At 61.5% G+C, this 21,320-nt stretch carries 23 protein-coding genes and 1 pseudogene; 12 read left to right on the forward strand and 12 right to left on the reverse strand.

Annotation, left to right across the window (positions count from 1 at the left end; genetic code table 11):
* From moaC to moaE, 3 genes are read left to right on the forward strand one after another with little or no spacing between them, the layout of a single operon-like run.
* Entirely contained in the window at positions 1 to 495 is a 495-nt protein-coding gene (gene moaC, locus AC07S6_RS04995) for a cyclic pyranopterin monophosphate synthase MoaC (RefSeq protein WP_200649418.1), read from the forward strand.
* Entirely contained in the window at positions 492 to 743 is a 252-nt protein-coding gene (gene moaD / locus AC07S6_RS05000; protein ID WP_072435724.1) for a molybdopterin converting factor subunit 1, read from the forward strand. Before moaC ends, moaD begins: the two co-directional genes overlap by 4 nt.
* A 3-nt stretch (positions 744 to 746) precedes the next feature.
* Entirely contained in the window at positions 747 to 1,199 is a 453-nt protein-coding gene (moaE, locus tag AC07S6_RS05005) for a molybdopterin synthase catalytic subunit MoaE (protein WP_495111838.1), read from the forward strand.
* A gap of 70 nt (positions 1,200 to 1,269) precedes the next feature.
* Here moaE and AC07S6_RS05010 read toward each other — a convergent pair whose 3' ends face one another.
* Both AC07S6_RS05010 and moaB read right to left on the reverse strand, forming a co-directional pair.
* A complete protein-coding gene (locus tag AC07S6_RS05010) occupies positions 1,270 to 2,475 on the reverse strand; it encodes a molybdopterin molybdotransferase MoeA (protein WP_495111839.1) in 1,206 nt (401 codons plus the stop codon).
* Entirely contained in the window at positions 2,472 to 3,011 is a 540-nt protein-coding gene (gene moaB / locus AC07S6_RS05015) for a molybdenum cofactor biosynthesis protein B (protein ID WP_072435721.1), read from the reverse strand. The genes AC07S6_RS05010 and moaB overlap by 4 nt, the downstream gene beginning before the upstream one ends.
* Positions 3,012 to 3,241: 230 nt before the next feature.
* On the opposite strand from moaB, the gene mobA reads away from it, so the two are divergent.
* The 3 genes from mobA (at position 3,242) to AC07S6_RS05030 (ending at position 5,991) form a co-directional block, all read left to right on the forward strand.
* Complete coding sequence (mobA, locus tag AC07S6_RS05020; RefSeq protein ID WP_495111840.1) at positions 3,242 to 3,904, forward strand: molybdenum cofactor guanylyltransferase MobA; 663 nt, start codon at positions 3,242 to 3,244, stop codon at positions 3,902 to 3,904.
* A gap of 63 nt (positions 3,905 to 3,967) precedes the next feature.
* Positions 3,968 to 4,864: a LysR family transcriptional regulator gene (locus AC07S6_RS05025; RefSeq protein ID WP_072435720.1), complete on the forward strand. Its 897-nt coding sequence runs from the start codon at positions 3,968 to 3,970 to the stop codon at positions 4,862 to 4,864.
* Positions 4,865 to 4,992: 128 nt separating this feature from the next.
* On the forward strand, positions 4,993 to 5,991 hold the full coding sequence (locus AC07S6_RS05030) for an NAD(P)H-quinone oxidoreductase (protein ID WP_495111841.1): 999 nt from the start codon (positions 4,993 to 4,995) through the stop codon (positions 5,989 to 5,991).
* Between the two features lie 185 nt (positions 5,992 to 6,176).
* Here AC07S6_RS05030 and AC07S6_RS05035 read toward each other — a convergent pair.
* Together AC07S6_RS05035 and AC07S6_RS05040 are read right to left on the reverse strand one after the other, a co-directional pair.
* A pseudogene (locus AC07S6_RS05035) lies at positions 6,177 to 7,190 on the reverse strand (alkene reductase).
* Between the two features lie 78 nt (positions 7,191 to 7,268).
* A complete protein-coding gene (locus AC07S6_RS05040) occupies positions 7,269 to 7,946 on the reverse strand; it encodes a type 1 glutamine amidotransferase domain-containing protein (RefSeq protein WP_019817311.1) in 678 nt (225 codons plus the stop codon).
* Between the two features lie 166 nt (positions 7,947 to 8,112).
* Here AC07S6_RS05040 and AC07S6_RS05045 point away from each other — a divergent pair, with 166 nt between their 5' ends.
* The gene (locus AC07S6_RS05045) at positions 8,113 to 9,051 is read left to right on the forward strand and encodes a GlxA family transcriptional regulator (protein ID WP_014718093.1); all 939 of its coding nucleotides are present in this window, start codon (positions 8,113 to 8,115) and stop codon (positions 9,049 to 9,051) included.
* 605 nt (positions 9,052 to 9,656) lie between these two features.
* Here the strand turns inward: AC07S6_RS05045 and AC07S6_RS05050 are convergent.
* Positions 9,657 to 10,295: a GNAT family N-acetyltransferase gene (locus AC07S6_RS05050; RefSeq protein ID WP_495111842.1), complete on the reverse strand. Its 639-nt coding sequence runs from the start codon at positions 10,293 to 10,295 to the stop codon at positions 9,657 to 9,659.
* Between the two features lie 48 nt (positions 10,296 to 10,343).
* On the opposite strand from AC07S6_RS05050, the gene AC07S6_RS05055 reads away from it, so the two are divergent.
* Positions 10,344 to 11,216 carry an undecaprenyl-diphosphate phosphatase gene (locus tag AC07S6_RS05055; protein WP_014718091.1) on the forward strand — a complete coding sequence of 291 codons (873 nt, stop codon included), beginning with the start codon at positions 10,344 to 10,346 and terminating at the stop codon, positions 11,214 to 11,216.
* Here AC07S6_RS05055 and AC07S6_RS05060 read toward each other — a convergent pair.
* The 5 genes from AC07S6_RS05060 to AC07S6_RS05080 form a co-directional block, all read right to left on the reverse strand.
* Positions 11,213 to 12,175 (reverse strand): Dyp-type peroxidase, encoded by a 963-nt coding sequence (locus AC07S6_RS05060; protein WP_197884076.1) that lies wholly within the window; start codon positions 12,173 to 12,175, stop codon positions 11,213 to 11,215. The genes AC07S6_RS05055 and AC07S6_RS05060 overlap by 4 nt on opposite strands.
* A gap of 46 nt (positions 12,176 to 12,221) precedes the next feature.
* The gene (locus tag AC07S6_RS05065; protein ID WP_495111843.1) at positions 12,222 to 13,040 is read right to left on the reverse strand and encodes a sugar phosphate isomerase/epimerase family protein; all 819 of its coding nucleotides are present in this window, start codon (positions 13,038 to 13,040) and stop codon (positions 12,222 to 12,224) included.
* Between the two features lie 2 nt (positions 13,041 to 13,042).
* Positions 13,043 to 14,242, reverse strand: coding sequence for an NAD(P)/FAD-dependent oxidoreductase (locus AC07S6_RS05070; protein WP_495111844.1), 1,200 nt, complete (start codon positions 14,240 to 14,242; stop codon positions 13,043 to 13,045).
* Positions 14,239 to 14,565 carry a MocE family 2Fe-2S type ferredoxin gene (locus tag AC07S6_RS05075; RefSeq protein WP_019817317.1) on the reverse strand — a complete coding sequence of 109 codons (327 nt, stop codon included), beginning with the start codon at positions 14,563 to 14,565 and terminating at the stop codon, positions 14,239 to 14,241. The genes AC07S6_RS05070 and AC07S6_RS05075 overlap by 4 nt, the downstream gene beginning before the upstream one ends.
* A 104-nt stretch (positions 14,566 to 14,669) precedes the next feature.
* Positions 14,670 to 15,752, reverse strand: a complete 1,083-nt coding sequence (locus AC07S6_RS05080) for a fatty acid desaturase family protein (RefSeq protein ID WP_495111845.1) — start codon at positions 15,750 to 15,752, stop codon at positions 14,670 to 14,672.
* Between the two features lie 161 nt (positions 15,753 to 15,913).
* On the opposite strand from AC07S6_RS05080, the gene AC07S6_RS05085 reads away from it, so the two are divergent.
* Positions 15,914 to 16,966 (forward strand): LacI family DNA-binding transcriptional regulator, encoded by a 1,053-nt coding sequence (locus AC07S6_RS05085; protein ID WP_495111846.1) that lies wholly within the window; start codon positions 15,914 to 15,916, stop codon positions 16,964 to 16,966.
* Positions 16,967 to 17,087: 121 nt separating this feature from the next.
* Here the strand turns inward: AC07S6_RS05085 and yghU are convergent, their stop codons facing one another.
* Complete coding sequence (yghU, locus tag AC07S6_RS05090) at positions 17,088 to 17,918, reverse strand: glutathione-dependent disulfide-bond oxidoreductase (RefSeq protein ID WP_161906963.1); 831 nt, start codon at positions 17,916 to 17,918, stop codon at positions 17,088 to 17,090.
* 95 nt (positions 17,919 to 18,013) lie between these two features.
* Here yghU and mug point away from each other — a divergent pair, with 95 nt between their 5' ends.
* Complete coding sequence (gene mug / locus AC07S6_RS05095; protein WP_495111847.1) at positions 18,014 to 18,547, forward strand: G/U mismatch-specific DNA glycosylase; 534 nt, start codon at positions 18,014 to 18,016, stop codon at positions 18,545 to 18,547.
* Positions 18,548 to 18,577: 30 nt separating this feature from the next.
* Entirely contained in the window at positions 18,578 to 19,174 is a 597-nt protein-coding gene (locus AC07S6_RS05100; protein WP_495111848.1) for a glutathione S-transferase family protein, read from the forward strand.
* 73 nt (positions 19,175 to 19,247) lie between these two features.
* Here the strand turns inward: AC07S6_RS05100 and AC07S6_RS05105 are convergent, their stop codons facing one another.
* Entirely contained in the window at positions 19,248 to 20,015 is a 768-nt protein-coding gene (locus AC07S6_RS05105) for an SDR family NAD(P)-dependent oxidoreductase (protein ID WP_014718077.1), read from the reverse strand.
* A 138-nt stretch (positions 20,016 to 20,153) separates the two neighbouring features.
* Here AC07S6_RS05105 and AC07S6_RS05110 point away from each other — a divergent pair, with 138 nt between their 5' ends.
* A complete protein-coding gene (locus AC07S6_RS05110) occupies positions 20,154 to 21,302 on the forward strand; it encodes an aldose epimerase family protein (protein ID WP_495111849.1) in 1,149 nt (382 codons plus the stop codon).
* Positions 21,303 to 21,320 lie beyond the last annotated feature (18 nt).

Genomic DNA, 21,320 nt, shown 5'->3' on the forward strand with positions numbered 1-21,320 from the left:
ATGAACGAACGCTCCCACACACTGACCCATCTGGACGCCGCAGGCCGGGCCAGCATGGTCGACGTCACGGATAAAGCAGCAACCACCCGTGAGGCCCAGGCCCAGGCCTGGGTGCGCATGCAGCCGTCCACGCTGCAACTGATCCAGGCTAACGGGCACCCCAAGGGCGACGTGTTTGCGGTGGCCCGTATCGCCGGGATCATGGCGGCGAAGAAAACCCATGAACTGATCCCGCTCTGCCACCCGCTGATGCTCAGTTCGATTCACCTTGAACTGCGTGCTGTCGAGCCCGACAGCGTGCAGATCATCAGCACCTGCCGGCTCAACGGCCAGACCGGCGTCGAGCTCGAAGCCCTGACCGCCGCCAGCGTAGCGGCCTTGACGATCTATGACATGTGCAAAGCCGTGGACCGCGGGATGATCATCGACCGGATCCAGTTGCTCAAAAAACAGGGTGGCAAGTCGGGCACCTTTGTCGCGGGTGACGCGCAATGATCCTGGTCAATTACTTTGCGCGCTATCGGGAACAGCTGGGCATCGGCGGCGAAAAAATCGCCCTGGACGGGTCGCTGCGCACCATTGCCGACCTCAGGCAGCACCTGTGCGCCCGAGGTGAAACCTGGCAGCAAGTGCTCGGTGAGACCAGCCTCATGTGCGCATTGAACCAGGAGCTGTGCACACCCGACGCGCCGATAGAAGATTTCGATGAAATCGCCTTCTTCCCCCAAGTGACCGGAGGTTGATCAATGCCTGTTCAGGTTCAGACCGAGCTGTTTGATCTGGGTGAACTGACCCGCAGCCTACACGCCGAAGAACCGGGCGTCGGCGCCATAGCCACCTTTGTCGGCTATGTGCGCGATCTCAATCAGGGGGATCAGGTCAGCGAATTGTTCCTTGAACATTACCCGGGAATGACCGAACGCTCGCTGCATCAGATCATCGATAGAGCCCATCAACGCTGGCCCCTGCAACGGGCGAGCATCGTCCACCGCGTGGGGGCATTGAAGGTCGGTGAACCCATCGTGTTCGTCGGTGTTGCCAGCGAACATCGCCAGGAAGCCTTCGATGCCTGCAATTTTTTGATGGACTACCTGAAGACTCAGGCACCTTTCTGGAAGCGTGAACACACGCCGTCCGGAGAACGCTGGGTAGAGGGGAGAGAAAGTGCCCAACTGGCGGTAAACCGCTGGACTGCATGACGCCCCCGCGGTAGGGGCGAGCTTGCTCCTACAGTGGCGGTGGCGATATTTGAGGACAGTGCATGCCGCGTCAGAACAAGTCGCAGAAAGGAATGAACCGCGCCGTGTCACCGCGCTGCAAGGTGCAGCCCTCGGGGATTTCAAGCAGGCCGTCCGCCCACGAAGCTCCCAACAGTACGCCTGAACTCTGGTTCGGATACAGAATCGCCCGGCCCTCCTCCAGCTTGGCCCGCAGGTATTCGCGACGGCTGCCTGCTTTCGGCCAGTCAAACCCGACGTTAACCGGGAAGCTCAGGGGCGTGACGTCATCAACACCCTGGATACGCAACAGGTATGCCCTTGCCAGCAGGCCGAACGTCACCAGTGCCGAGGCCGGATTGCCTGGCAAGCCGATGACAGGCACGTTACCGTAATAGCCCACGGTCAAAGGCTTTCCCGGTTTGATCGCGAGTTTCCAGAATAACGGCTTACCGCTATCGCGCAGCACCTGGCCAAGGCAGTCGGCGTCTCCGGCTGACACCCCACCGGTGGTCAGGATCAAGTCGGCGACAGGTTGCAACTGTTCCAGCTTGAGCCGCGTGTGCTGCGGCTGGTCAGGAAGAATACCGCCATCAATGACGTCACAACCCAATGCACTCAGCCAATGGCTAAGCAAAACGCGATTGCTATTGTAGATACAGCCGGGCTTCAGCGTCGTGCCCGGCTCAGCCAGTTCGTCCCCCGTGGACAGCAATGCCACCCGTGGGCGGAGTACCACCGATACATGGGTACAGCCTTGCGCGGCCGCGATGGCCAGCGCGAAAGGCCCGAGTCGCTTGCCGGCAGCGAGCAATACCTGCCCGGCACGGTTTTCCTGGCCTTGCGCACGGATATTCTGGCCCGCGCTAAGCGCCTGCTTGAAACGTACCCGTCCGTCCTCCAGTTGCTCGGCGTTCTCTTGCATCTCGACGCAATTGGCCCCAAGGGGTACCGGTGCGCCGGTGAAGATTCGAGCGCAGGTGCCCGGCAGCAATGCCTCAGGTGTATGCCCGGCGAAAATCTGTTGCGACACGGTCAGCGGCTGGCCTTTCCCGTCGTCGACGTTCAAGGCGTATCCGTCCATGGCACTGTTCGGCCACGGCGGCAGATCCAGGGTCGCGATCAAGTCATTGGCCAGCACCCGTTGCCGTGCGTCGCTCAGTGCTATCGACTCACTGCCTTGCAGGCGTCGCGCCTGCGCCATGGCCAACAGTGAAGCGATAGCCTCCTCCACTGACATGAGCTGTGACGGGCTCATCCCCGGGACTCGCACAAGGCCACCGATTTGAGGTGCGGCACAAAATTGCACGGCCTGTGGCGCGCATCCAGCTGCTCGGCGAGGATACCCTCCCACGCCGTGCGGCAAGCGCCCGTCGAGCCCGGCAGGCAGCACACCAGCGTACCGTTGGCCAAACCGGCCAAGGCACGACTCTGTACCGTGGAGGTACCGATATCGAGGATGGATATCGCACGGAACAACTCACCAAAACCGTCAATCTGCTTGTCCAGCAAACAGTGGACCGCTTCAGGCGTACTGTCGCGCCCGGTGAAGCCTGTGCCCCCGGTAATCAGTACCACCTGAATCTGCTCGTCGGCGATCCAGGTCGCGACCTGCGCGCGGATTTTATACAGGTCATCCTTTAGCAGGTTGCGCTCGCTCAAACGGTGACCCGCCTCCAGCAGCCGGCTGACCAGCAGTTGCCCGGAGGTATCGTTGGCATATTCACGGGTATCACTGACGGTCAACACGGCCATATTCAGCGGAACAAATAATGCATCCGACTTCACGCTCATGTCACTCTCCTACAAGCCATTATTGAAACGATCACCAGAGGCTAAAGCGCCCATACAGCCACTGTCTAATCGTTACAGTCGACCGGATTATCGAGCGCTTCTATCACTGATATTTCCGGACGACATTCACCGGTGATCGAGTGAGTCGATCAATCCTTCAATAGTCATGATTGGACGTACAGGCGCGAGAATGAGATCGTCTGCTCATCTCAATTCGCGGTACTCCTGTCATGCCATCGCGCTGCTCTCCTGAAGCTGCATCCAGCCCCTGTTCGATACTCCTGCTGGCGGGCGGGCGCGGGGCACGTATGGGCGGGCGGGACAAAGGATTACTGGTGTGGAAAGATAAGCCGCTGATTGCCCATGTACAGGCCATCGTCCGTCCGTTCACCGACGACTTGATTATTTCCTGCAACCGCAATGCAGCGCGTTATCGCGCGTATGCCGATCAATTGGTCGAAGACTCACAAAAGGATTTCCCGGGCCCCTTGGCCGGTGTTTTGGCCGGAGTTTCCGTTGCGCACCATCCCTGGCTGCTGGTGCTTGCCTGTGATGCTCCGAATATTGATGCCGCACTGATCAGAACAATGCTCGAGGCGCGTCCCACGACCGGCGCCGCGCTAATGATCCAGCAGGCCGGGCAATGGCAGCCCATGTTCAGCCTGATCCCAACGGCGTTGTTGCCGCAGTTGAACCAGGCCTGGGATGAAGGCGAACGCAGCCTGCTGCGCGCGCTGCTCAAGCATGAGCTGGTGGCATTGACCTGCGTAAGCGACGATCTGCGCCTGAGCAATTTCAATACCCCTGAATGGCTGGCTGGGCAATCATTAGCGTGCACCGAAGAAGTCGACGGCACATTAATTAAAAGGGCAGAAACAGAATCGCTAAAATAATCCGCGAGTTCTGGCCACCAGCGTTAATAATTACCCCTCATTTATTCCGCAACAGGTGCCTTAGTGGATATCAAGCAGCTTAAATTCCTCATCGCGCTGGAGCAGACCCGGCACTTCGGCCAGGCGGCTGCGCGTTGCCACATCACCCAGCCGACCTTGTCGATGCGTTTACGTAATCTGGAGGATGAGCTGGGCCTGGAATTGGTTACCCGGGGCCAGCGTTTCGAAGGCTTTACACAGGCCGGTGAACGCGTGCTCGCCTGGGCCAGGACCTTGCTCGCCGCCCATGACGGGTTGTTCGCCGAAGCTGCAGCCTGTCGCGGCCAACTGGTCGGTAATTTGCGTCTGGGTCTGGTGCCGCTCAGCGGCTTCAATCCGATCAGCTACATTCAGGGCCTATCCCATACCTTCCCGGAACTCAAGTTCAACCTGACCTCGATGAGCTCGGACAAGATCATCGAAGCGCTGGGCACTAACCAACTGGACCTGGGGGTGTGTTACCTGGACCACGTAAACGCCAATTACCTAGAGTTTTTCGAACTGGGCGAAACCCGCGTCGGCCTGCTGTACGACACGCGCCACTTCCATTTCGAAGGCACCGAAATGAGCTGGGAAGACGCCGCCGAACTGCCCCTAGGCATGATCAGCAATGGCATGCACTATCGAAAGTCCATTGACCTGAGCTTTCGCAGCCGCGGCCTCGACCCCCAACCCATACTCGAGAGCGATTCGACGTATCAGCTGTTCCAGGCGATCCACAACGGTTTTTGCTGCGCGATTATGCCTCTGGACAGCGGCTTGGAAAGCCCGATCGAAAACCTGGCCTTTATCAACCTCCCGGACGCCAGCGTACTCGCGCCGCTGGGCATGGTGATGCGCAAAACCGAACCCCGCTCGGCCATCGCCGAAAAGTGTTTTGCGCAAGCCCAGAAATTGTTTGCCGCCAAGGGTACGGTCTAGCGTACGGGAGGGATGTTGATGGAGAGAGCAATGACTGCATTGCTACGCGAACCCGGCCTCATCGTGCTGAACTGCTTGCGCCGCCACACGGTCCCAACCCATACGCTCATCGCTACAGGAATTTTTCCATGACGCTTCCCCAAGAAATGACCCTGATCGAAATCACCACCCCTGGCGGGCCCGAGGTCTTGCAGCCGCGCAGCGCCGACGTGCCAGTGGCCGGGCCAGGCGAGATTCTGATTCGCGTGCACGCCGCCGGGGTCAACCGCCCAGACGCCTTGCAGCGCGCGGGCAAATACCCGATGAAGCCCGGCATGAGTCCGATTCCGGGGTTGGAAGTGGCCGGTGAAGTGGTGGCGCTGGGCACTGGCGTGAACGAATACAGCGTGGGCGACAAGGTCTGTGCCCTGACCAATGGCGGTGGCTACGCGCAGTATTGCGCAGTGCCGGCCAGCCAGGCGCTGCCGATCCCTGCGGGCATGGACTGGATTCAGGCCGCTGCCGTGCCGGAAACGTTCTTCACGGTCTGGGCCAACCTGTTCGGCCTCGGCGGTGCCCGCAAAGGCCAGCGCGCCTTGATCCACGGCGGCACCAGCGGCATCGGCACCACGGCGCTGATGCTCTGCCAGGAATTCGGCATCCAGGCATTCGCCACGGCGGGCAGTGCCGACAAATGCGCGGCGATTGCCAAGCTCGGTGCCGAGCCGATCAACTACCGCGAACAGGACTTTGCCGAGGTCATCGCCAAACAGACCGACGGCAAAGGCGTCAACGTGATCCTCGACATCATGGGCGCCTCGTACCTGAACAATAACCTCAAGGCCCTGGGCATGGACGGCCACCTGGTGATCCTCGGCTTCCTCGGTGGCGGCAAGGCCAACGACGTCGACCTGCTGACCATCCTCGGCAAACGCGCGGTGATTACCGGCTCACTGCTGCGCGCCCGCACCCGGGAAGAAAAGGCCAAGATTGCCCAGCAACTGCGCGAACACGTGTGGCCGGTACTCAGTGCCGGGCGCTGCCTGCCGATTATCGACCAGGTCTACGCCTACACCGACGCCGCCCAGGCCCATGCGCGGATGGAAGGTGGGGATCATATCGGCAAGATTGTGTTGCGGGTGGAGTGAGGCGATTCGACTTGCCCGCGAAGGTGGTGTGTCAGTCACTGTATCTGTTACTGCACGACCGCTTTCGCAGGCAAGCCAGCTCCCACATTTGATCTTCATTGCTTCGAGCATAGCGTTCGTTTAACTGACCGGCGTTAGGGCAAGCCTCCTCCCACACTGGATAAAACACAGGCCATCATGGGCTATCACGGCTGTTGGGCATATACCGGATAATCCACATACCCCGCCTCTGTCCCGCCATACAAGCCTTCGGCCTTCAACGCATTCAACGGCCAGCCATTGAACAGCCGCTGGGGCAAGTCCGGGTTGGCAATGAAGGGCCGTCCAAAGGCGATCAGGTCCGCCAACCCGGCCTCTACCAGCCGTGCGCCGCGCTCGGCGGTGTAGCGGCCGGCGTAGATGATCCTACCGCTGAAGGTGCGGCGCACGGCCTGGCGGAAAGTCTCGGGCAGGTCGGGCGCGTTGTCCCAATCGGCTTCGGCAATGGACACATAGGCGATGCCCGACGCCTCCAGCACCTTGATCGCTTCGATATAGGTAAGGTGCGGGTCCTCTTCCACCAGGCCGATGTAGACCCGGTCCTGATCGGTGCCACTGAACAGCGGCGAAAAGCGCACGCCCAGGCGCTCCGGCCCCACCACCTTGCAAACCGCTTCGACAATCTCGCGCAGCAAGCGCAGGCGATTGTCCAGCGAGCCGCCGTACTAGTGCCCCACCAGCTCGTCGATTTCCAGCGTGGTCAAGGCGCGGGGTACCGGTGGCTGCACCAGTTCACCCACACCCGGCCCGGTTTCAATGAAGGCTTTGGCTTGCAACGCTGGCAGCGCAGACGGGCCCACCGGGGCTCCACCGTCAGGTTGCAGCGCGTGATGGGACACCCGCCCTACGTGCCATAGCTGGGCGAAGATCACCCCGCCCTCGGCATGCACCGCTGCAGTGACTTTGCGCCAACCCTCGATTTGCGCCGGTGTATGAATGCCCGGCGTCCACGCGTAGCCCTGGCCCCGGGGTTCGATCTGCGTACCCTCGCTGACCATGAACCCGGCACTGGCCCGCTGACGGTAGTACTCGGCCATCAGGTCGGTGGCGATATTACCAGGCTGGGCGCTGCGCTGGCGGGTCAGCGGCGGCAGTACGACACGGTTGTTCAAGCGGTGATGCCCCAGCTTGATCGGGGTGTTCAGGATGCAGTCAGGCACGGCGATATTCCAAATTCAGGACGAACGAAAACCGTGGCAACTCCTGGGAGTCGCCACCGTGTAGATCGGTTGATTAACTTAAGCGCAGAGTGTCAGCAGGGCCTTGGCCACTTCGCTGGAGCTGCCTGGGTTTTGCCCAGTCACCAGCAAGCCATCGACGAGGACGAAGGATTGCCAGTCAGCGCCCTTCTCATACTGGCCGCCCAGTTTTTTGAATTCATCTTCAATCAGGAACGGCACGACCTCGGTCAACTGCACAGCGGCCTCTTCCGAGTTGGAGAACCCGGTGACGCGGCGGCCCTTGATCAACGGCTCACCGTTAACCGCCTTGACGTGACGCAAGGCACCCGGTGCATGGCAGACAAAGCCGATGGGCTTGCCGGCCCGCTCGAAGGCTTCGATCAGCGCGATGGACACCGGCGACTCCGCCAGGTCCCACAGCGGGCCGTGGCCGCCTGGGTAGAACACGGTGTCGAAGTCGGCGGCGTTGACCGAGTCCAGCTTCACGGTGGTCGCCAAGGCTTGCTGCGCAGCCGAGTCTTTACCGAAGCGCTCGGTCTGCTCGGTTTGCGCATCCGGTTCATCGCTCTTGGGGTCCAGCGGCGGCTGGCCGCCGGCCGGGGAAGCCAACACCACTTCGGCGCCAGCGTCCTTGAACGCGTAATAAGGTGCGGCGAATTCTTCGAGCCAGAAGCCGGTCTTGCGCCCGGTATCGCCAAGCTGGTCGTGAGAGGTCAGTACCATTAATACTTTCATTTTCCAGTGCCTCGGTCGGTGTGAATAACAGTTGTCTCATGTTAGGCAGCGAGGCAGTGGCTCACAATGTCATATCCGCAAGGATTGCGGACATGCACCAAAGTCGGTTGCCGTTTGCCGGGCACGCGCCGACAATCGCCTCTCCCCCGCCCCTTGGAGAGATGCAATGCACAGCGTTGCGCTGATGGTTTACCCGAATTTCCAGTCGTTGAGCCTCAGCCTGGGCTCGGTGTTCGAGTGCGCCAACCTGCTGCGCGGCGAGCCGGCCTATGAGTTTCACCTGGTGTCGGAAAGCGGCGGCGCCGTGATGACCTCCCAGGGCTTTTCGGTGAACACCAGCGCGCTGCGCCCAGAAGGCTATGACACCTTGATTGTCAGCGGCTACCTGGAGTTTCGCCTGCCCGAAGCCAACCTGCTGGAGCTGGTCAAGGCCGCGTCCGCGCAGTCGCGCCGGGTGGCGTCCTTATGCATGGGCATCTTTGTACTGGCCGAGGCGGGCCTGCTGGCGGGCAAGCGCACCACCACCCACTGGATCCATGCGCCGGCATTTCGCAAACGCTACCCGGATATCCACCTGGAAGAAGACAAGTTGTTCATTGTCGACGGCCAGGTGTGGACCGGTGCGGGCATGAGCGCCGGGGTCGACCTGGCGCTGGCGATGGTGGAGGACGACCTGGGCAGCGGCCTGGCCCGGCGCATTGCACGCAAGCTGGTGATTGCCCAGCGCCGCGGCAGCGAGCAGTCGCAACTGTCGGCCTTGCTGGAACTGGACCCAAAGTCCGACCGCGTGCAGTTGGCCCTGGCCTATGCCCGTGAAAACCTCACCCATGATTTGTCGGTGGACGCCCTGGCCGACGTTGCCCGGCTCAGCCCCCGCCAGTTCAGCCGGGTGTTTCGCGAAGAAACCGGTCAAACCCCAGCCAAAGCCATCGAAGCCCTGCGGGTGGAAGCTGCGCGGGCGATGATGGAAATCAGCCGTCACCCGGTAGAGGTGGTGGCCCGCGAAACCGGGTTTGGAGACCGCGAACGCATGCGCCAGGCGTTCCTCAGGGCCTTCGGGCAGCCGCCCCAGGCGATGCAGCAGGTGCTGTTCAACCCGGGCTAGACCCGTGACGGCCTGACAGCCGACGCCTATCTACCTGAAGTGCCATGATCCAAATGTGGGAGCTGGCTTGCCTGCGATGGCGGCCTACCAGCCGACACTTACCTACCTGACACCCCGCGATCAAACTGTGGGAGCGGGCTTGCTCGCGAAGGCGGCCTGACAGCCGACCAGAATCTTGGATCAGACCGTGTACATATCCGTTATTTGGGTAACGGCTGCTTATGGTTCCGCTTTTACAGCGGGTCACTTTTGGAAAAGAGCCCGGAATGCCGGCCCAGCCAAAAGTAACCAAAAGGGCTCTTGCCCCACCACTCGGCACCTCGCCTAGGCTCGGTGTGCCCGAACACAGGCTTGAATCCGTGGGCCGCCGCCACGCGCCATCCATGGCGCGGGGCGGCTAACCCGGCGTCCTGCCGGGTTACCCACGAATTCAAGCCTGCGTTCGGCCAGCGTGGTTTGACGGGGCGCTTAAGATCAAGATCAAAAGCAGATCAACAGCAGATCAAGAGCAAGATCACGAGCAGCTCGCTTCGCATCGTGGTTACGGGTTGATCGCTACAGCGTTGTTCTAATATCTATGCTCATCGAGAGAAAGCCCCAGCCCCTCAATGCAACGAAGCCCGGGTAATCAGGTAGCTCACCAACTGCGGATCATCCTCCAGTTCAATCATCTGCACCGGACGCGGCAGGTTATCCAGCACGGTGCGCCAGAACGCCTGGGACACCTCGTCCTGATCATAGAAACGCACCAACCAATTGGCCGCGCCGCTGCACAGCACCTGGCTGGCAATTGCGCGGCCAATGCCTTTACGGCGGTAGCGCTTGAGGATGAACAGGTCGGCCAGTTCCAGGGCGTCGATGCCCGGCAGTTCGCTGCCTTCGATCAACAGGAAGCCGGCGATGTAGCCGTCTACCAGCAGCAGGTTGGCGCTCCATTGCGGGTCGCTCCAGTAGCGGGCCAAGTGTTCGTCGTGGATGTAGAAACGCCCATCGGCCTCGACATCTTCCTGTTCCCAGTCCGAAGACTCATAGGCGTAGTACTGGTAAAGATTGCGGATCAGTTCGGCTTCTTCGGGGCCGGTCTGGATCAATTCGACGGTGGTTTCAGGCATGGGGCTCTCGGTGGAAAAACGCAGGGCGCCATTGTTCACAAAAGTGCTGCCCACGCCAATGGCCTGGCGAATCCTTTCTATTGGCTGAATCGATTGCAAATAGCGGTTGCCCTGGCCGAAATCCTGAAACATTTAGAATAAACTTCGCCGGTTTCCCTCTATTGCTCAAGGACACGTATTTTGACCAACGTCTGTACCGCCGGCCTGGATGTGGGCTTTGCCTCCCTGGATTACCTGCAGATCTTCATCCTGGGCGTGATCCAGGGCATTACTGAATTGCTGCCGGTGTCATCCACCGCCCATATGCGCGTGGTACCCGCCCTGCTCGGCTGGCAAGACCCTGGCTCGGCGTTTTCCGCAGCCATGCAATTGGCAGCGTTGGCAGCAGTGGTCAGTTACTTCTGGCGCGATGTGCGCCAGGTCACCACGGGCAGCATCAGTGCGGTGCGCCGGGGCGACTACAACGACCGCTGGTTCAAGCTCGCCGTGGCAATTGTGCTGGCAACCGTCCCGATTGGCATTGCGGGGCTGGCGTTGTCGTCGACCTTGAATGCCTGCAACTCGCCATTGCGCGGGCTGATGGTGATCGGCATTTCCTGCGTGGTGATGGCGGTGCTGCTGGCAGTGGCCGAACTGCGTGCCCGGCATACACGCGACGTGAGCCAAATGCGCCTGCGCGATGCCCTGATCGTGGGGGTTGCACAGATTGGCGCGTTGATACCGGGCGTATCGCGTTCGGGCTCCACGTTGACCGCGGCGCTGTTCCTGAATTTCAAACGCGAAGAAGCGGCGCGGTTTTCTTTCCTGTTAGGCTTGCCGGCCATCGCCCTGGCCGGTTTGAAAGAGTTATGGGTGCTGCTGCGCGCCGACCTGCCCGCCCACGCCTGGCCGCACTTGATCTTTGGCCTGGTGGTGGCCAGCGTCTCGGCGTTCTTTGCCATCTGGGGCCTGATGAAGTTTCTGGAGCGTTTCTCCACCTGGCCGTTCGTGATCTACCGTGCGCTGCTGGGGATCTTCCTGATTGTGGCGGTCAGCACCGGGCTGTTGAGTTAAGCCACCGGTTCGCGGTCGGCCAGCGCTTCGAGCAAGTCGGCCGAGGGCACGAAGAACAGGCCGCCGGTCACGGCCGTGCTGAAGTCGAGCAAGCGGTCGTAGTTGCCGGCCGGGCGGCCGATGAACATGTTCTCCAGCATCTGCTCCAACGGCTGCGGCGAGCGTGCATAGCCGATGAAGTAGGTGCCGAACTCCCCGGCACCAGGGCGGCCGAAGGGCATGTTGTCGCGCAGGATCTTCACCTCCTCGCCGTCCTCGTCAGTGATCACTGTCAGGGCGCTGTGGGAGTTGCTCGGCTTGGCGTCGTCGTCCAGTTCGATGTCCGACAATTTGGTGCGCCCGATCACCTTCTCTTGAGCCTCCACCGTCAAGCCATTCCACGCGGTCATGTTGTGCAGGTATTTCTGCACCAGCACATAGCTGCCGCCTTCGAACTCAGGGTCTTCATCGCCCACCAGGGTAAACGCCTCGGCCTTGCGCCCCACCGGGTTCTCGGTGCCGTCGACGAAACCGATGATGCTGCGCATATCGAAGTAGCGAAAGCCCTGGACCTCATCCACCACCTTCACGCTATCACCCAGGGCCGCCATCAGCTGGGTCGCCAGCTCGAAACACAGGTCCATCTGTTCGGCACGGATGTGCAGCAGGATGTCACCTGGGGTCGACACTGCCTTGCGCCCCTCCACACCGAACTCGCGAAATGGATGCAAGGCCGCCGGGCGCGGCGCGCCGAACAGGCGGTCCCAGGCATCCGAGCCAAACCCGCAAACGCAAGTCAGGTTGCCCGAGGGCACGCGCTTGCCTACCGAGCGCACCAGGCCTGCGATGTCGGCGCACCAGGCCCGCACGTTTTCAACCGCATCGGGCGCCAGGGTGGCGACCATGAAGATCGCGCTGCTGGTGATCGGGTGGCACACCGATTGTGGTTCGAGCGGGGGACGGACGGGGCAGGTTTTCATGGGCATTCCACAGGCTGAGGGCGGTGAACCCGCGCAGATTAGCAGATCATCGAGGGCAACTGGCCCACACCTGGCGAATCAGGGCTTTGAGCTTGAGCGCCTCGGCCCAGCGATCGGTGAGTTCGCGGCCCTGTGCGTCGGTAATCGCATAGGGTGGCGGGCCCAACTCGCAAGTGAAGGACAAGCTCTGCGGACTGTCAGCGCGGCCCAGCCAGTGTTCGATCCCGTAGCGCCACCAGCCGGTAAACCGCTCGACCCACGGTTGGTGCTGGGGAAAACCCAGGCCAACCTGCACCTGTTCGCTGCTAGCAATGCGGCCATGAAAGCCCCAGCTGTGACGCAGGATGGTGCGTATCTGTTCGTCGTCTTCCACACTGCCGGGCTCGGGCAACTCGCGGCCAACCACGTAGTGGGAAAGGTCAGCGAGCAGTTTCAGATCGGGCATCTGTGCCAGCAGGTCGAGGGTGAACAACAGGTCGTTGGTGAGCCGATAACGGTGGGTTTCCAGCAGGATCGGGAAGTCCACCTGTTCGGCCAGGCGTTGCCAGCCGTCGATCAGCCTGACCGCCTCGGCCTGGGTACGTGGGCGCACGTCGGCTTGCAAGGTGAGGTGGTGACAACCGTAGCGGCTGATCACCTCCAATGCCCTGGCCAGCTCATCCACCGATTGCGGGAACAGTTGCCCTTCAATCTGCAAACCCCTGGCCGTGGCCGCCGCGTGCAGGCGCTGCACCGATGCCGGTGCCCAGTAATGGTCGGTGATGCCGTCATAACCGGCGGCGGCGATGCGGTCCAGTTGTGCTTCGAGGCTGCCGGGCTCGGTTTGCATGGCCCACATCGATTGGAATACTAACAACTGGCGCATGGTCAGCCTCGCAATAACAGCTTCAGGGATACCTCAGGGTCGGCCAGGCTGGCCGGGTTGAGCGGGATGCGGGCAGTAATCAAGTGCTCGCACAGCTTGACGTCCTTGGCTGCGCGGTTACCCAAGGCCCAACTGCAGGCGCCCTGCAAACGGTGATGGTCGTCAAGGTAGAACAGCAGCAGGCCACCGTCGGGCAATTCCCGGCGAACCATCAGCGCAGTCATCACCCCGACGGTGTGCAAGCCCCACGCGTATTGATCGGACCAGAAACCCGGGATCGTCTCGAACGCCAACGCCTGCCCCAGCAGGTTCAACGCCGCGAGACGGCCCTGGGCTTCGGCGTTGCGCCAGGTTTCCTGGCGCTGATAAAGGCCCGCCAGGCGAAACTCGCATACGTCCCCCGCCGCGTAGATATCCGCCACACTGGTGCGCAACTGCGCGTCGACACGAATGCCCTGCCCGACGTCCAAGCCCGCCGCCGCGGCCAACTCGATGTTGGGCTGCATGCCAATGCCGACCACCACCAGGTCGCAGGGCAGCCGTTGCCCGTCGACCAGTTGCACGGCGTCGGCGTGGATGCACTCCAGGGCGACGTTCAAACGCACGTCCACACCCTGCTCACGGTGCAATGCCAGCAACGCGTCACTGATCACCGGCGGCAACACCCGCCCTGCCAGCCGTGGCCCGGCTTCCAGTAGCGTGACATCGCAGCCAAGGCCCCGTGCGGTCGCCGCCACTTCCAAACCGATAAAACCCCCGCCGACCACCACCAGCCGAGCGCCAGGGCGCAGGCGGTCGCGCAGGGCCAACGCGTCATCATGGGTGCGCAGGTAAAACACGTTGGCCTGCTCCTGGGGCAAGCGTCGCGCCCGGCCTCCGGTGGCCAGCAGCAGGCCGGCATAGGTCAACCATTGGCCGCTGGCCAGTTGCAACCGGTGGTGCTGGGGCTCCAGGCGGCTGACCGGGTTGGCGGCGATATGCTCTACCTCGAGCGCCGCCAACTGCTGGCTGTCGCACAGGCTGCATTGCGCCAAGTCGGTCGAGCCTTGCAACAAGCCCTTGGACAACGGTGGCCGCTCGTAGGGCAAGTGCGCTTCATCGCCAATCAGGATCAGGCGCCCGCTGTAACCTTCGTCACGCAGGGTCAGTGCCGCACGGCCACCAGCATGGCCGGCGCCGACGATGATCAGGGGAGCGTTCATTCTTCGGCCGTGACGGCGAGCAGTACCCGCCCCGCATCTACCCGCACGGGGTAGGTCTTGAGGTTGACGCACACCGGCGCGCCCAGGGCCTTGCCGGTGCGGTAATCAAAGCGTCCGTTGTGCTTGGGGCATTCGATCACATGGTCCATCACCAGGCCGTCCGCCAAGTGGATTTTCTCGTGAGTGCACAAGCCGGCGGTGGCGAAGAATTCGTTATCGGCAGAACGGAACACCGCATAGGTCTGCGCGCCGTGGTCGAAGCGCAGCACGTCTTCTGCTTCTATTTCGCCCACGGCGCAGACGTCGATCCATTGATCGTTCATACATTTATCTCCAATGACTGGCTCTTACTCTGTGGCGAGCGAGCTTGCTCGCGCTGGGCTGCGAAGCGGCCCTAGATTCGTCTGTACGGTGTAGGTCTGAAGGGTTATTGGGGCTGCTGCGCAGCCCAGCGGGAGCAAGCTCCCTCGCCACGGGTGGGGCGTTGGACGAAATAGCTGGGGTCGCTGCGCTGGCGCCAGATCGTCGGAATGATTTCCTGGTAGGCCTGCCACAAGTTGGCATACGGCGGCGGGCAGTCGCTGCGGATCTCTTCGTGCAGTTGACTGAGCGCGTGGTAAGGCACCATCGGGTACATGTGGTGTTCGAGGTGGTAGTTCATGTTCATGTAGATAAAGCGCAACACGCGGTTCATGTAGATGGTGCGGCAATTGCTACGGTGGTCGAGCACATCTTCGGCCAGGCCCACGTGTTGGCTGATTCCAAACAGGTAACCGAGCCAGGCGCCGTAGAGGCTGGGCAGGCCCACCAGCATCAGCGGCAACGCGCTGTGCAGGTACAGCGCGGTGCCGATGATCAGGGCGTAGATGCCGACCCAGATACGCGCATCTCGGTACACCTTGGGCCACTCGGATTCGGGGATGAAGTTCTGCTCCTGGGCACTCATTCGCCCGAACGTATGGCGGGCCACGCCGCTGAAGGTCTTCCAGGCCAGGGGTAGGTTGAACAGACTGAGGGCCATCATCCATAAGCTCGGCGGGCGCGGTTCAACGATCTCCGGGTCGCGACCGACGACGATGGTGTCGGTGTGATGGCGGGCATGGCTCCAGCGCCACACGTGGGGTTCGAAGAGGCACATGAAGCTCGCCACCTGATACAGCGCATCGTTCATCCAGCGGGTCTTGAACGCCGTGCCGTGGCCGGTTTCGTGCCAGCGCGGGTTGGAGGCCGTGCCATAGAGCACACCGTAGGCGATGAAGAATGGCACGCAGGCCCAACTGCCCCAGAACCAGTAGCCGCCGACACCGGTGGCCAACAACGCTGAGAACCACAGGGCGGTGTCGAGCAACGCCGGAGCGTCGCGGCGTTGCATCAGGGCTTTCATGCGATTGCGCGGGATGGGCGACTGGTACCAACGGGCCGAGACCAGGCCCTTGTCGGCGGCCCGGGCGGCTTCGGGGCCGGTGAGGCTGTAATCGCGCCGAGCGCGGTGAGCGGTGTGTCCAGGCATTGTTATTGTTCTCCGCAAGCGTGGGTTTCAGGGGCTTTGCGAAACCAACGATAGAGTGCGGCTAAATCACCCTCAAGGCCTTGAATCCATTCCCTATCAAGCTATCATCCAGGCCCAGCGGGGCTTGATAGTTTTCTATCAAGACGCTCAAGGGGCCTGCCATGCACAACAACAAACGCCCAACCATCGCCACCGTCGCCGCCCATGCGGGGCTCAGCGTAGCCACCGTCGACCGCGTGTTGAACGCCCGCGCGCCGGTCAACCCCGGCACCGCCGAACAGGTGTTCCAGGCCGCCGAAGCGGTGGGCTATTTCGCCGCACGGCTGATCGGCCAGCGCATTCGCGAACGTCGGCCCACCTACCGTTTCGGCGTGCTGTTGCTGGGGACCGCCCAAGCCTTCTATGCGCAGTTGGCCCACGCCATCAGCGAGGCAGCGCAGCATCACGCCACCGCCAACCTGAGCTGCCAGTTCGACTACATCAACGACCGCACGCCCGGCGTCATCGTCGCGCAAATCGAACAACTGGCCGTGCAGTGCGACGCCCTCGCGGTGGTCAGCTTCGCCCATCCGTTGATCAACGCCTGCCTGGCGCAGATCCGTGAAGCAGGCGTGCCGGTGGTTGCCCTGCTTTCGGATATCCATGAACACGCTGCCGAACCCTATGTAGGCCAGGACAACCACGTAGTCGGGCGCACCATGGGCTGGCTGCTGGCGCGCACCTGCGGCGCACGCAAAGGCAGCGTGGGCATCCTGTTGGGCGGCCATCGTTTCCTCGGCCATCAGGCACGGGTCGAGGGCTTGCACAGCTACCTGGCCGAACACGCGCCGGGGCTAAAACCGTTGGAGCCGCTGATCAACCTGGACAACTGCGACATCACCGAAGAAGCCACCCTCGACCTGCTCAGCCGCCATACCGATTTGCGTGGGTTATGTGTGGTCGGCGGTGGTGGCGACGGCGTGATCAACGCCCTGGCGCAACTGCCCAAGCGCCCGCCGCTGTGCTGCATCCTGCAAGAGTCCACGCCGTTGTCGCGTCAGGCATTAAGCAACGGCTTGATTGACGTGGTGATGGACTCGCAGCCACGGCAGACGGCCGTGGCGCTGGTGGAGTTGCTGGTGCGCTTGCAGAGTGATGAGGGGTTTGACCCATTGAGGCACCGCGTGCATATACCGCCGCAGATAGTGACCCCGGAAAACATGTCACCTGATTAATGACGATCAAAAGTGTGGGAGCGGGCTTGCTCGCGAATGCGGTGGGTCAGTTAACCTATTCTTTACTGACCCACCGCATTCGCGAGCAAGCCCGCTCCCACATTTTTTACGGTGCCAGGACTTAATCCAAATCGCTGGCGCTATGCCGCTCGGGCAACTGCTCTTCACCCGACACCCGGTTCACCCGCCGCCCGCGCTGCACCGCCGGCCGGGCGTCAATTGCGTCGGCCCAGCGCAGCACGTGCTTGTATTCATGCACAGAGAGAAACTCCGCCGAGTCGCCATACAAGCGGCCTTTGACCAACCCACCGTACCAAGGCCATATCGCGATGTCGGCAATGGTGTATTCATCCCCGGCGATGTATTGGCTGACCGCCAGGCGCTTATCCAGCACATCCAGTTGGCGCTTGGTCTCCATGGCGAAGCGGTTGATCGGGTATTCCATCTTGCTCGGCGCATAGGCATAGAAATGCCCGAAGCCACCCCCCAGGTAAGGCGCGCTGCCCATCTGCCAGAACAGCCACGACAGGCATTCAGCCCGGGCCGCAGGCTCCGTGGGCAGGAACGCACCGAACTTCTCGGCCAGGTACTGCAGAATCGCGCCCGATTCGAACACGCGAATCGGTGTGGCGCCGCTGTGGTCCATCAGCGCAGGAATCTTCGAGTTCGGGTTCACCGCCACAAAGCCACTGCCGAACTGGTCGCCGTCGCCGATCTTGATCAGCCAGGCGTCGTATTCGGCGCCGCTGTGCCCCAGGGCCAGCAGTTCTTCCAGCAGGATCGTGACCTTCTGCCCATTGGGCGTGGCCAGGGAGTATAACTGCAGCGGGTGCTTGCCCACCGGCAGCGGCTTTTCGTGGGTGGCGCCGGCGATAGGCCGGTTGATGCTGGCGAAGGTGCCGCCGCTTTCGGTGTCCCAGGTCCAGACTTTGGCAGGTACGTACTCGGTCATAATCAATGCTCCAGAGGCGCTTGTGATCCACTAAGCGTTCCAGACTAAACCAAAGGTTGATGACTCGTCACACCTATCAGCATGGAAGATCCGGCATGAACGAGCGACTCGACGACCTCCTCGCCGACCACTTGCACGTACTGTTCTGCGGCATCAACCCTGGCAAGGGCTCGGCAGCCCTCGGCCTGCATTTTGCCAATCGCAGCAACCGCTTCTGGCGCACCGTGCATCTGGCCGGTTTCACGCCCCATGAAATTCGCCCGCAAGACGGCGCCACCTTGCTGCACTACGGTTGCGGATTGACCACCTTGGTGGCACGGCCAACGGCCAGTGCAGGCGAGTTGGCGCGGCATGAATTCCAGGACGCGGCGGCGGCGTTCGAACACAAAATCCGCCGCCATGCCCCGCGTTTCGTGGCGTTCCTCGGCAAGCCCGGCTATAGCGCGCTGAGTGGCCAGCGCGAGGTCGCCTGGGGTTTGCAAGCGCAGCCACTGGGCGACGCCTCGGTCTGGGTGTTGCCCAACCCCAGCGGGCGCAACCTGGCGTTCAGCCTCGATCAATTGGTGCAGGCGTATCGGCTGCTGCACAACGCCGTTGCGCAATCCAGGCCCGCGCCCGTAATCTCTTGAGCCCAACACCCTGTAAGCAATGGAGGCTGCATGAAACTGGTCGGAATGCTGGACTCGCCCTACGTACGCCGCGTGGCTGTTTCCCTGGAGTTATACGGGTTGGGCTTTGTGCATGAACCGCTGTCGGTGTTCAGCACTTACGCTGAATTTGCCCAGATCAACCCGGTAGTCAAGGCCCCTACCCTGGTGCTGGACGATGGGACGGTGCTGATGGATTCGAGCCTGATCCTCGATTACCTGGAAGCGCTGGCGCCGGCTGACAAGAAGCTGCTGCCCCAACAACCGGCGGCACGTGCCCGTGACCTGCAACTGCTTGGGCTCGCGCTGGCGGCATGCGAGAAAAGCGTGCAGATCGTCTATGAACACAACCTTCGCCCCGCTGAAAAATTGCATGCGCCGTGGCTTGAGCGCGTTACGGGGCAACTGCTGGCGGCTTATGCGTTGCTGGACAAGCAGCTGGCAGGCAATGAAGCGCTGACCCAGGCGTCGATTACCGCAGCGGTCGCCTGGTCGTTCAGCCAGTTCACCGTGGCCTCGGTGGTGAAGGCCGACGCGTTCCCCAACCTCAAGCGCCATGCTGAACGCCTGGAGCAGCACCCGGCGTTCAAGCGTTACCCCATCGAGTAAGCACCACAATTTAACTGTGGGAGCGGGCTTGCTCGCTCCCACACTCGATGTGCATCATTCTGAAAATCGCGTTTTATACCCAACCGCCGTCGACGATAAAGTTCTGCGCCGAGCACATCGCCGAGGCATCCGAGGCCAAAAACAGCGCCATGTTGGCGATGTGTTCCGGCATCACGCTGCCGGGCAGGCACTGGCTGCGGGCGATGAGCTCCTTGGCGGCGTCGTCGACCCACATGGCCAGTTGTTTTTCGGTCATCACCCAACCCGGCACCAAGGTGTTGACGCGAATACGGTTGGGCCCCAGCTCACGCGCCAGGGCTCGGGTCATGCCGTGGGCGGCGGCCTTGCTGGCGGCGTATACGGGGTAGCCGGCCGAGGCCATCATCCAGCCCACCGAGCCCAGGTTGATGATCGAGCCGCTACCGGCCTCCTTCATCATGGGCACCACCGCCTTGGCGGCAAAGAAGGCGTGCTTGAGGTTGACCGCAATCAGTTGATCGAACATGTGCGAGTCGATTTCTTCCAGGCTGTGGCGCACATCGTTCGCTGCGTTGTTGACCAGTACCGTGATCGGCCCCAGGGAATGCTCGAAGCGCCCGATCGCCGCACGGTAGCCGATCTCGTCGGTGATATCGCAGCACTCGAACTCGACACTGTGCCCTTTGGAGTTGAGCAGCGCCGCCAAGCGTTCACCCTGGCTCTGTGCACGGTCCACAAACGCCACCTTGGCACCCTGCGCGGCGAAGGCCCGCACCATGAACTCGCCAATCCCCGAAGCGCCGCCGGAAACCAGCACGGTTTTGTCCTTGAGGTCGGGATAAATCGCTTGCTGGGTAGTCATAACAATCAGTGCTCCGCTTAATTAGTCTTATTTTATTTTGCAAGAACGACGTTAAAGGCTATAAATCTGCTGTCATATCGACAAAATATCTCAAATTAGTAGAACTATTCCAGCAAAACAACAAAAGGAAGTTCGACCATGAAGCACCCTCGATACCTGCTGTCCGGCCTCGCGCTGTCCATGCTGATCGCCAGCGGTGGCGCGCACGCCGCCGGCCTTAGCAGCGAACACAAACCCTTCGGCAAAACCAACGATGGCACCGCCGTCGAACAGTACGTGTTGCGCAACAGCCATGGCATGCAAGCCACGGTGATCACCTACGGCGGCGTGCTGCAGTCGCTAAAAGTGCCAGACAAACACGGCAAGCTCGACGACGTGGTGCTGGGCTTCGATGACGTGCAAGGCTATCAAGGCGGTACCGCGTTTTTCGGCGCGACCATTGGCCGCTTCGGCAATCGACTGGCCGGCGGCGCCTTCGAACTCGACGGCAAACGCTACCAGGTACCGCTCAACGACGGCCCAAACTCATTGCATGGCGGCGCCCAGGGCTTCGACAAGCAGGTGTGGCAAGCCAAATCGGTCAAGGACAAAGACTCGGTGGGCGTCACCCTCACCTACCTGTCCAAAGATGGGGAAATGGGCTTTCCGGGCAACTTGAAAACCGAGGTCACCTACCGCCTCAACGACCACAACGAACTGCACATCGACTACACCGCCACCACCGACAAACCGACGGTGCTCAACCTCACCAACCACAGCTACTTCAACCTGGCCGGCGCGGGCAACGGCGACATTCTCAAGCAGGTCGCCACCTTGCACGCCAGCCACTACACACCGGTGAATGCCACCTTGATTCCCACCGGCGAACTGGCGCCGGTCAAGGGCACGCCCATGGACTTCCTGAAGCCTACCGCCATCGGCCAGCACATCAAGGACGACCATCCGCAGCTCAAATTCGCCGAGCCCAAACAAGGTGGCTTCGACTTCAACTGGGCGCTGGATACCAAAGGGGACGTCAAGCAACTGGCCGCCGAGGTGCATGATCCTGAATCAGGCCGACGTTTGCAGCTCTACACCACAGAGCCTGGCGTGCAGTTCTATACCAGCAACTTCCTGGACGGTTCGGTGAAGGGCAAAGGCGGCAAGACGTACCAGCACTGGAGTGGGTTTACCTTGGAGACCCAGCATTTTCCGGATGCGCCTAACCAGCCGAGCTTTGCCTCAACGCGTTTGAATCCAGGGCAGATTTACACCCAACACACTATTTTCAAGTTCACCGCTGATTAAATTGTGGGAGCTGGCTTG

The organism is Pseudomonas sp. GW821-FHT07B01 (assembly GCF_059419065.1).